The sequence below is a fragment of the Anaerolineae bacterium genome, from assembly GCA_014360855.1.
Lineage (GTDB): Bacteria > Chloroflexota > Anaerolineae > JACIWP01 > JACIWP01 > JACIWP01.
In genome coordinates this window covers 1-9,471 of the sequence record JACIWP010000116.1, presented here as the reverse complement: position 1 = coordinate 9,471, position 9,471 = coordinate 1, and the positions used below count along the sequence as shown (strand labels likewise).

11 protein-coding genes are annotated in these 9,471 nt (G+C 65.2%); 1 reads left to right on the top strand and 10 read right to left on the bottom strand.

Going from position 1 to position 9,471, the window contains the following annotated elements:
- Positions 1-382: 382 nt before the first annotated feature.
- Genes H5T60_07815 through H5T60_07770 form a run of 10 tightly spaced genes read right to left on the bottom strand, consistent with a single transcriptional unit; the run spans position 383 to position 8,109 of the window.
- Positions 383-1,042, bottom strand: a complete 660-nt coding sequence (locus H5T60_07815; protein MBC7242337.1) for a redoxin domain-containing protein — start codon at positions 1,040-1,042, stop codon at positions 383-385.
- On the bottom strand, positions 1,032-1,178 hold the full coding sequence (locus H5T60_07810; protein ID MBC7242336.1) for a CcmD family protein: 147 nt from the start codon (positions 1,176-1,178) through the stop codon (positions 1,032-1,034). The genes H5T60_07815 and H5T60_07810 overlap by 11 nt, the downstream gene beginning before the upstream one ends.
- 12 nt (positions 1,179-1,190) lie before the next feature.
- Positions 1,191-1,877, bottom strand: a complete 687-nt coding sequence (ccsA, locus tag H5T60_07805) for a cytochrome c biogenesis protein CcsA (protein MBC7242335.1) — start codon at positions 1,875-1,877, stop codon at positions 1,191-1,193.
- 17 nt (positions 1,878-1,894) lie between these two features.
- Positions 1,895-2,569, bottom strand: coding sequence for a heme exporter protein CcmB (locus H5T60_07800; protein MBC7242334.1), 675 nt, complete (start codon positions 2,567-2,569; stop codon positions 1,895-1,897).
- Complete coding sequence (ccmA, locus tag H5T60_07795; protein MBC7242333.1) at positions 2,566-3,348, bottom strand: heme ABC exporter ATP-binding protein CcmA; 783 nt, start codon at positions 3,346-3,348, stop codon at positions 2,566-2,568. Before ccmA ends, H5T60_07800 begins: the two co-directional genes overlap by 4 nt.
- Positions 3,318-4,352, bottom strand: coding sequence for a carboxypeptidase regulatory-like domain-containing protein (locus H5T60_07790; protein MBC7242332.1), 1,035 nt, complete (start codon positions 4,350-4,352; stop codon positions 3,318-3,320). The genes ccmA and H5T60_07790 overlap by 31 nt, the downstream gene beginning before the upstream one ends.
- Complete coding sequence (locus H5T60_07785) at positions 4,349-4,636, bottom strand: zinc ribbon domain-containing protein (GenBank protein MBC7242331.1); 288 nt, start codon at positions 4,634-4,636, stop codon at positions 4,349-4,351. Before H5T60_07785 ends, H5T60_07790 begins: the two co-directional genes overlap by 4 nt.
- Before the next feature lie 10 nt (positions 4,637-4,646).
- Positions 4,647-6,623, bottom strand: a complete 1,977-nt coding sequence (locus tag H5T60_07780; protein ID MBC7242330.1) for a heme lyase CcmF/NrfE family subunit — start codon at positions 6,621-6,623, stop codon at positions 4,647-4,649.
- A 36-nt stretch (positions 6,624-6,659) separates the two neighbouring features.
- Positions 6,660-7,118 (bottom strand): cytochrome c maturation protein CcmE, encoded by a 459-nt coding sequence (locus H5T60_07775; GenBank protein MBC7242329.1) that lies wholly within the window; start codon positions 7,116-7,118, stop codon positions 6,660-6,662.
- Between the two features lie 25 nt (positions 7,119-7,143).
- Positions 7,144-8,109, bottom strand: coding sequence for a hypothetical protein (locus tag H5T60_07770; GenBank protein ID MBC7242328.1), 966 nt, complete (start codon positions 8,107-8,109; stop codon positions 7,144-7,146).
- Positions 8,110-8,379: 270 nt separating this feature from the next.
- On the opposite strand from H5T60_07770, the gene pfkA reads away from it, so the two are divergent.
- The gene (pfkA, locus tag H5T60_07765) at positions 8,380-9,351 is read left to right on the top strand and encodes a 6-phosphofructokinase (GenBank protein ID MBC7242327.1); all 972 of its coding nucleotides are present in this window, start codon (positions 8,380-8,382) and stop codon (positions 9,349-9,351) included.
- Positions 9,352-9,471 lie beyond the last annotated feature (120 nt).

Genomic DNA, 9,471 nt, shown 5'->3' with positions numbered 1-9,471 from the left:
CCGGGAGCAACATACTAGGGAGGGATTGTGGTCATACATTGTAGGGACGCAGCGTCGCTGCGCCCCTACCTCGTCCTCTATGATCCAGATGATCCCGTGCACATGATTGGGCATGACGACAAATTCGTCTGCATGCAGGATCACGTTGGGCCGGCGCTGGGCGGTGCAAAACCATTCTTCCCAAGCGATCCTGCCGTATTTGCTCAGCACAACCTGAAAATTGGCCCCCGCATCCACTACCTCGCCGAACCAGCATGCCCGTTCATATGTCACCAGGGTCACGAAATATGCCCCACTTGAGGCGTAGTCGTGCCCGGGGAGGCGAAGGGAACGGCGGTGATGTCGCTCCGGGGCATATTTCATGACCGCTGTCTCCCGCCTGTCACGGTGCTTTAGCTAGGGCCTGTTCGATGGCCTCTCTCGTCAATGGGCCGCGGTATAGGGCGATGATCACACCATCGCGGTTGATAAAGAAGGATGTGGGGATGGAAACTACCCGATAGCCCCGAAATACCTCTCCACTGCTGTCAATGCCGACCGGGAAGGTCAGGCTGAGACTCTCCATGAAGGCCCGTACATCCTCGCCGGCCTCCAGGTAGTTGATGCCCAGGATGACGAAGTCGTCGTCCGCAAAGGCGGTGTAGGCCTCCTGGAGGGCCGGCATCTCATAGCGGCAGGGCGGGCACCAGGTGGCCCAGAAATTGAGCAGGACCCGCTTGCCCCGGTACGCGCTGAGCTGGATCGGGTTGCCCTCCAGGTCGCTCACCACAAAATCGGGCGCCAGCGCCCCGGGCAATGGGGCGACGGCCAGCTTGGTTGGGGAGGCCGGCGCCGGCGATGGCGTGGCCGTCGGCACCGGGGTGTCGGTAGGCATGGGCACCCAGGTGGCAGTGGGCGGCGGGGTGGAGACGGCTGGCGCGGGTATGGTGACGGCCGCCTGGGGCGGGTTCGTCCCGCAGGCGCTCAGGAAGGCCCCCAGCGCCAGCAGGCCGACCAGCAGGACGGCGCGCCGGCGCGCTCCCGGCGCTCGTCTATTCCCCATAGCGCTTCGTCTCCTGCAAGCGCTCTTTCAGCGCCTCCAGCTCCGCCGCCAGGCGCCTCTGCCGCATCGCCATGCTGAGCACAAAAATGAACGTGATCAACCACATGACCGCATAGGCCGCAACCAGGTATGTCATCTTCTCTTCTCCTTATTCGTCCAGGGATTCCCGCAGTTCCGCCACCTCATCGCTGAGAAACTCGAGCTGGGTGCGGAGCAGGAGCAGGGAAACGTACAGCAGGGAGTAGGCCAACACCGAGACGATGAGCGCGGCCAACATGGCCGGCGTCAGATCGAAGCCTTCGCTCTTGAAGATGACGGGGTGGATAGTGCGCCACCAGCGGATGGCCATGAAGGTGATGGGGACGCTGACGAAGCCGGCAATGCCGTACACCGCGGCGAAGCGGGCGCGCCGGCCGGGGTCCTCGATCACCCGACGCAGGAGCAGATAGGTCGCGTAAATCAACAGCATAATGGCGACCGTCGTCAGGCGCGGCTCCCAGGTCCACCAGGTGTTCCAGACCGGCTTGGCCCACAGGGAGCCGGTCACCGTCATGATGACGGCGAAGGCCAGGCCGATCTCCACCGACGAGAGCGCCACGATGTCCCAGCGCCGCCGGCCGGTGCGCAGATACGCGATGCTGGCCACCAGGGTGATGAAGAAGGCGAAGAACCCCACCCAGGCGGTGGCGACATGCCAGTAAAAGATGCGCTGTACGTGGCCCATGGTGGCCTCGGTGGGCGCGAAGACCAGGGCCATGTACAACGCCACCAGGATGGCGGCGCCGGTCAGCCCATGCAGGACGATCGCGATTTTGCTTATCCCCCAGCGTTCCATATCGGAGATTCCTCCCATCAGCTTTCTACCACATAGTCGAAGGTCAGATATGAGATCGTCAGGAAGGCCACATCATAGCCGATGAGCAGATTGAGCCAGTTGGCGACCTCGCGCAGGCCGGCGCCGTCCAGCACGCCGGCGGTGGCCTTCACTGCCGCCAGCACCAGCGGCAGGGCCACCGGGAACAACAGCAAGGGCAGCATCACCTCGCGCGCTCGCGTGTTGGCGGTCATGGCGGAAAAGAGCGTGCCGACGCCGGCGAAGCCAAGTGTGCCAAGCGCCACAATCAGCGCGATGTCCCAGCGCACCAGCGCCAGGTTGAGCAGTACGGAGAAGACCGGCAGGGCGATGGCATCCACCACCAGCATGAAAATCAGATTGCCCAGCATCTTGCCGAAGTAGATTACACTGCGCTCCACCGGCGTCATCAGCAGGCTGTCCAGGCATCCTTTGTCTGCCTCCTGGATGAAGGAGCGGTTCAGCCCCAGGACGCCGGCGAACACGAATGCCACCCACATCACCCCCGGCGCGACCTCCCGCACGTTCTCCACCCGCAGGTCAAAGGCAAAGTTGAAGATAAAGACGGCCAACAGCACGAAGATGAGCATCATGCTCAGCGTTTCCTTCGTGCGCAGTTCGGCCAGGATGTCCTTTTTGACGATGGCCCAAACCGCCTGCCAGGCACTGCTCATGCGGAAGCTCCTAGAGGCTGGGTTGGCCGGCGTTCCACCAGTTCCATATAGGCCTCGGTCAGTTCTGCCGTCGAGAGATGCGCCGTGGGCGAATCCCAGCGGATCTGCCCGCCGGCGAGGATGGCTACCCGTGTGCTCATCTCGCGCGCCCGCTCCAACTGATGCGTGGTCATCAGGATGGTGCGCTGTTCTGCCCCCATCAGCGACAGCAGTTCCCGCAGCATGCGCGCCGCCTGCTGGTCCAGGCCGGTGTCCGGCTCGTCCAGTAGGAGCACGGGCGGGTCATGCAGGACAGCGCGCGCGATGGAGAGGCGCTGTTGCATGCCGCGGCTGAAGGTGCGCACGGGGTCATGCCGGCGCTCATACAGCCCGACGCGCTGCAGTAATTCGGCGATGCGCTCTTCCAGCGCCGGCACCCGATACAGCCGGCCGTAAAAGCGCAGGTTTTCCTCGGCGGTCAAATCGCCGTACAGGAACGTCTGATGGGAGACCAGGCCGATCTGCTGGCGCACGCGGCGCGTGTCGCCGTCCAGCGGCTGGCCGTTGATCCAGGCGCGGCCCTCACTGGGCCGGCTCAAGGTGGCCAGGATGCGCAGGAAGGTGGTTTTGCCGGCGCCGTTCGGTCCCAGCAGAGCGAGGAACTCCCCCTGCTCGATGCGCAGGTCCACCCCGCGCAGGACCCGGTAGCGGCCGAAGGCCTTGCTGATGCCGCGCGCTTCCACCGCCGGCCAGCGTTTCGCCTGCGACGTCATGCCCGTCCCTGCCTCCCCGGTATCCATACCGGATAGGTCACCAGGCCGATGAGCAGGAGCGCCCCCAGCCCGATGGCGATGCCCAGCAGGGTGCGCTGGGAACTGCCGGCCGGCGCGGCGGTCGCGGTAGTGCTCCCCATGCCGCCGGCGGGCGCGCCCGATTTGAACGTGAGGTGCAGGGTGGTGTTGGCGGGCAGGTCCCGGGCGGCGTAATTCAGGAACGGCATTTCGCCGCCCATGGTGCCGGCGAATTCCAGCGGCGCGCCCTCCACGATCCAGCCCATGGATACCAGCACGTTCAGGTTCTTGACCGGGTAATACAGGGTATAGTCCATGGACCAGGGACTGCCCTGCGGCGGCAGGGTGTAGGACAGCACCACCTGGGCGCTGGACTGGCCAGGCGGGATGGGCATGGTGTCAGCCACGCCGTCCGACACGCTGATGAAGCGCTCCCCCAAGGCGCCGGCGTCAAAGGTGAGCTGATCCGCCTCCTTGGGCAGATACATGCGGAAGGTCACCGGCCGGCCGCCTTCCTGCAGGGGCTTGCCGATGAAGGTCTTGTCGCCGGTATTGGAGAGGATGAACATCTGCCCGACCTGCACCCCCTCGTTCAGCGGGCTGATGATGAGATGGGCGCGCGCAATGACGATGCCGCTGTCATCGTCGGTGGTCTCGTATACGTCCAGGCGCACCGTTTTCTGCGGGGCATCGGCGGTCAGGGTGATCATATCCGCGGCGTAGGCGACATCCTGGTACAGCGCGCTCACCGTGTATACGTTCTCTTCGCCCAGTGCCAGCCCGGTGAACGAAAACCCCCCGCCGGCGTCGGTCTGGGTCTGAAGCGTCTGCTTCAGTGCCGTGCCCTCGTACCAATCCAGCGTTACCAGCACATCCGCCAGAGGGGTATTCGTGGAGGCCAGCATGACCACCCCATTGATGGTGCCGCCGGCCTGCGCGCCGGCCGCCGGCACTGCCGCAAGCCCGATGAGCAATAGTATGCCTGTCAGGATGAAGCGAAGCGCGTTCCTCATCGCGATCCCCCTAACTTTGTCCCACAGCCGGGGCAAAAGCGTTCATCGCCGGCCAGCGCCCTGCCGCACTGCGGACAGCGCAGTCCCGCCGGCGTGCCGCATTGGGGGCAAAAGCGCTCGTCCGGCTCCAGGACACGCCCGCAGGTGACGCATTTGCCGGCATTGGCCCGCGGCGCCGCGGCGGCCGGCAGGGGGTGCGCCGCTGAACTTCCCTGCCAAAGGGGATATACCAGCATGAAGACCGTCAGGCCGGCCATCAACAGGAAAATAATGATTGACAGCATCTCTCCCGTCCTATCCTTCCGCTGTGTCCGAGGCACGGCGGCGCCGGCGTTCTCCCGCCGGCCACCAGGCCAGCAGGGTGCCCAGCACCATCACGCCGCCGCCGATCCACATCCACAGCATCAGCGGTTCCTGCAAAAACTGGAAGGTCGCGGTGCCGTCACTGCTCAGGCCGGCCAGGATGACGTAAAAGTCCTCCGCCGGCCGGCTCCACACCGCCACCTCCGAGACCCACTGCTCCACGTTCCAGTGGAAGTTTTTCTCCGGCACCAGCTCCCGCGCAGCCCCATTGGGGCGGGAGACCCGCAAGATGGTGGCGAAACGCTGTTTGTCGGGCAGTTCCTGGTCCACGTACTGCACATACTGCACCGTATAGCCGGCGATGTCCAGCGTCTCGCCGGGCTTCATGACCGTCTGGTACTCCTGCTTGTAGACGCCGGAGCCGACCACGCCCAGAACGATGAGCAGGATGCCCAGGTGGACGATGAGGCCGCCGTAGCGCCGGCGGTCGCGCCCCACCACCCGCAAGAGGGCGGTGACCGGGTTCTCGCCGGCGGAGCGCATGCGGGCGAGCGCGCCCCTGCCGAACTCCATCAGGATGTTGCCGGCCACGAAGGCCACCGACCCGAAGCCCACCAGCGCGATCGGTTCCCGCCGGCCGAAGACCGCCAGAACGATGACGGTCAGCACGGCGATAGCCGCCGGCGCGATCAGCCGGCGGGCAAGCTGGGCCAGGGTGGTTCGGCGCCAGAGCAGGACCGGGCACACGCCGAAGAGCAGGATGATGGCCAGACCGATGGGGCCGAAGGAACGGTTGTAGAAGCCGGCGTCCAGCGCCACCTGCTGTCCGCGGACCAGTTCGGTGATGGCCGGGAAAATGGTGCCCAGGAATACGACGGCGGCCGCGCCGACCAGCAGGAGGTTGCCGATGAGGAAGCCGGCCTCGCGCGAGAGGTACGACTCCAGGGCGTAGTTATCGGCGAAGGCGCGCCGGCGTGCTGCCAGCAGTCCCAGACTGCCGGCCATCGCAACGGCCAGGAAGGCCGCGAAGTACCAGCCCAGGGAAGAGCGCTCGAAGGCGTGCACCGACTGGATGACGCCGGAGCGGGTGACGAAAGTGGCGAAGATGCACAGTCCGAAGGTGAGGATGTTCAGCACCGCCGTCCAGGTGCGGAAAATGCCCCGTCGGGATTGCACCGCCGCGGAGTGCAGGGCCGCCGTGCCCACCAGCCAGGGTATCAGCGAGGAGTTCTCGACCGGGTCCCAGGCCCAGTATCCGCCCCAGCCCAGCTCAATGTAGGCCCACCAGGCGCCCAGGATGATGCCGATGCTCAGGAACAGCCAGGCCATCAGGCTCCAGCGGCGCACGCGCGCCATCCAGGCATCGCTGGGCTGTCCGCTGAGGATGCCGGCCAGCACGAAGGCGAAGGGAATGGTGTACAGGGCATAGCCGATGAACAGCGTCGGCGGGTGGAAGATCATGCCCACGTTTTCCAGCAGTGGGTTGAGGCCCAGCCCATCCGCCGGCCGGTTCGTCAGCAGGGCAAAGGGATTGCTGGGGAGGATCAGCACCAGCGCCATAAAGGTCTGGACGACCGCGATGGTCGCCAGCAGATAGGGGCGCAGGGGTTGGGCCGCGGCGTCGCGCTGGCTGTACAGCACGACCAGGCCGGCCATGCTCACCAGCAGGAGCCAGAAGAGCAGGGAGCCCTCCTGGCCGGCCCAGAAGGCGGAGAGCACGTAGGCCAGCGGCAGGGTATTGCTCACATGCTCAAACACATAGCGCACCTGGTAATCGCGGCTGACCAGCAGGTAGAGCAGGATGAGGGAGGATGCGGCTACCCACAGCGCCGCCATGCGGAAGCCGTTCTCGGCGGAGCGGATCAGCTCCGGGTAGCGCCGGCGCTGGCCTAGGACAAAAGCCAGCGCGGCGTAGCCGGCGCTCAAGAATGCCAGCAGTAAGGCACCATATCCGATGTCTGCGATCATGCGCGCCTCTCACTCGAAGTGTGCGCCGGCGGTCCCTTACCGCGGGGATGCGGTAGCGGTCGCCGCGGCCTCATATTTCGAAGGGCATTTCAACAGTAGGTTGGAAGCCTCGAACACGCCGTCGGCGTTCAGCTTCCCCTCCACCACCGCCTCTGCCTGGTCCTGGAACATATCCGGCCGCGGGCCGTGATACACCACCGGCAGGCGGCCGCTGTTATCCACGATGTCAAAGCGCAGGATCAGGTTCTGTTGGTCGTACTGGATGGTGGTGCCGTCCACCACACCGCTGACCCGCACCTTCTGGCCCACGGCCGCCGGCCCCTTGGCCCGCAGTTCGGCCACGGTCAGATAGTAGGCGGTGGAGCCCCCTAGGCTGGAGACAATCAGGTATACCACTACGGCGACGATGATGAACCCACCCACGATGAACTTGGTGGGGCGGGGCTTGCTCGCCGCCGGCATTTCCATGTCATGTCCTTGTCCTTCCGTCGTCATCCCTTCCTCCGTCAAATCAGCATCCTTACGGCAGTTTTCTGCGGGTGCCGCAGTTAGGGCAGTAGACTTCGTCCCGTTTGAGGGGCCGGCCGCACTGATGGCAGTAGCCGACCACATCGCCTGGCTTCGGTTTGGGCGCCGCGGCCGGCCGGCGCGACGCCCTCTTCGCTTTCCGGCCCGCTGTGCGCCGCTCCGCGTAGCGCCGGGCCTGCCGGCTGGCGCCGGCGGGGACGCGGGAGCGTGTCCACATCCACAGTCCCAGGGCCAGCCCCACTGCTATCAGCGAGCCGCCAAGGACAATGGCGGTAGTGGTGGGGATGCCTCCGCCGGCGCGCGGCGCATCCTCGAACTCTGCCGGCCCAGGCGTGGGGACGCCGAGGATCTCCGCCGAGAGCCGGCGCTCCTCGCGCTGATAGCGCACCGTCACGCTGGCCGACTGCCCCTGCTCCAGCGCGCCGATCGGGACAAGATGCAGGGGGAGCTGTGCCTCGGTGACCACACTGCCGGCCGCCGGCTCGGTCTGGAAACCGCTGGCGCCCAGCGGCTCCTGCACCTCGAACCGGAAATCGCGCACCGGGTAGTCCGCCTGATAGGTGAAGGTGAATTCCTTGTCGCTTCCCTGGCCGGCCAGTAGGTCAATGTAATACTCCATTTGGAACCGGCGGTAGGGCAGGCTGTAGCTCACCAGGAGCCTGTCGCCCTGGGTGCGCAGTTCATACTTGCGGTAGCGGAAACTGCCCAGGTCATCCACGCCGGCGGTGGCGCTTGGCGTACCCACCGACGCCGGAATGGCAAAGGTGATGGTGACAGGGAGCGGCACATCCTCCGCCAGGGTGCCGCTGTAAATGACCAGCACACCAGGCCTATCGTATTCCGGCCAGAGGGCAACCGACATTTCGTCCAGGCGCACAGGCGTCTGCGCCTGGGCGGGAAAGGCCGTGCTCACGATCAGCAGTGTCAACAGTGTCAGACAGCGCCTCAGCAGCCTCATGCTCCATACTCACAGTAAAAATGCAAGGGACAATTATAATGTAAGTGGTAAATTTTGACAACAACGCGCCATGGGGGTGTCGAGAAGTCGTGGAAATGCGGCGTGCTGGATCAGTATGGTCCCCGGATTTGGCCGGCCCAAGCTCGCCGGCATATAATGGGTGTTGCTATCCGGACCCAGGACATGCCGGCGCTGGGACGAGAGCGTGGACCGGGGTTGCCGGCAGTGCCTTTTCAACGCCATCACCTTTGGCAGGATCAGGAGAAGAACATGAAGCGAATCGCAGTGCTGACCAGCGGCGGCGATGCCCCGGGCATGAACGCCGCCATCCGAGCGGTAGTGCGGACAGGCATCGCCAGCGGTCTGGAGGTATGGGGAGTGCGGCGGGGGTTCGCCGGCCTGGTGGCCGGCAACTTCGTCCCCCTGGGCGCCCGCGATGTCGGCGGCATCATCCAGCGCGGCGGCACCATCCTGGGCAGTGCCCGCTGTGAGGATTTCAAAAAAGAAGCCACGCGCCTGGAAGCAGTGCGCGCCCTCAATCAAAATGATATTGATGCCCTGGTGGTCATAGGCGGGAACGGCTCCCAGTCCGGCTCTTACGCCCTCTCTGAGATGGGCGTGAAGGTCGTCGGCATCGCTTCCACTATTGACAACGACCTGTACGGCTCGGACATCACCATCGGTGTGGACACGGCGCTGAACATCGCGCTGGAGGCGATCGATCGGCTGAAGGTGACCGCTTCGTCCCATCAGCGCGCCTTTCTGGTCGAGGTGATGGGCCGCAAGTGCGGGTATTTGGCGCTGATGGCCGGCATCGCCGGCGGCGCCGAGGCGGTCGTCATCCCGGAAGTGGAGACGGACCCGGAGGCTATCGCGGAGGAGATCCGCCTGGCCTATCAGCGCGGCAAGCCGCACGCCATCATCGTGGTGGCGGAGGGAGCGGAATATAACGCCGCGGCGCTCGAACGCTATTTCGAGAAGCACCGCGAGCGCCTGGGCTTTGACCTGCGGGTCACCACATTAGGGCATGTCCAGCGCGGCGGCGAACCCAGCGCCTCGGATCGCATCCTGGCCACCCGCCTGGGCGCCGCGGCCGTGGAACAGCTCCTGCAGGGCAACTTTGGGGTGCTGGTCGGTTGGATCAAAGGGGATATCGCCACCACACCGCTCAAGGAAGTGGTCAGCAAAACTAAGCCGCTGGACCTTTCCCTGCTCAAGCTGGCGAACGTGCTGGCAAAATAGGTGACGGTCACCTTCAAGGTGACCGTCACCGGAGGGGTTCACGGCCTGGCCGCCGGCTCCCCTCGTTTGAAGGTCACTATCGTCACACCATCCCCGCCCTCGGAGGCATCCGCCGGCTGA

Bases quoted from the DNA above. Each gene is read 5' to 3' on its own strand.
- H5T60_07815 (MBC7242337.1), bottom strand. From the start codon at position 1,042: ATGGGGAATAGACGAGCGCCGGGAGCGCGCCGGCGCGCCGTCCTGCTG.
- H5T60_07810 (MBC7242336.1), bottom strand. From the start codon at position 1,178: ATGACATACCTGGTTGCGGCCTATGCGGTCATGTGGTTGATCACGTTC.
- ccsA (MBC7242335.1), bottom strand. From the start codon at position 1,877: ATGGAACGCTGGGGGATAAGCAAAATCGCGATCGTCCTGCATGGGCTG.
- H5T60_07800 (MBC7242334.1), bottom strand. From the start codon at position 2,569: ATGAGCAGTGCCTGGCAGGCGGTTTGGGCCATCGTCAAAAAGGACATC.
- ccmA (MBC7242333.1), bottom strand. From the start codon at position 3,348: ATGGATACCGGGGAGGCAGGGACGGGCATGACGTCGCAGGCGAAACGC.
- H5T60_07790 (MBC7242332.1), bottom strand. From the start codon at position 4,352: ATGAGGAACGCGCTTCGCTTCATCCTGACAGGCATACTATTGCTCATC.
- H5T60_07785 (MBC7242331.1), bottom strand. From the start codon at position 4,636: ATGCTGTCAATCATTATTTTCCTGTTGATGGCCGGCCTGACGGTCTTC.
- H5T60_07780 (MBC7242330.1), bottom strand. From the start codon at position 6,623: ATGATCGCAGACATCGGATATGGTGCCTTACTGCTGGCATTCTTGAGC.
- H5T60_07775 (MBC7242329.1), bottom strand. From the start codon at position 7,118: ATGACGACGGAAGGACAAGGACATGACATGGAAATGCCGGCGGCGAGC.
- H5T60_07770 (MBC7242328.1), bottom strand. From the start codon at position 8,109: ATGAGGCTGCTGAGGCGCTGTCTGACACTGTTGACACTGCTGATCGTG.
- pfkA (MBC7242327.1), top strand. From the start codon at position 8,380: ATGAAGCGAATCGCAGTGCTGACCAGCGGCGGCGATGCCCCGGGCATG.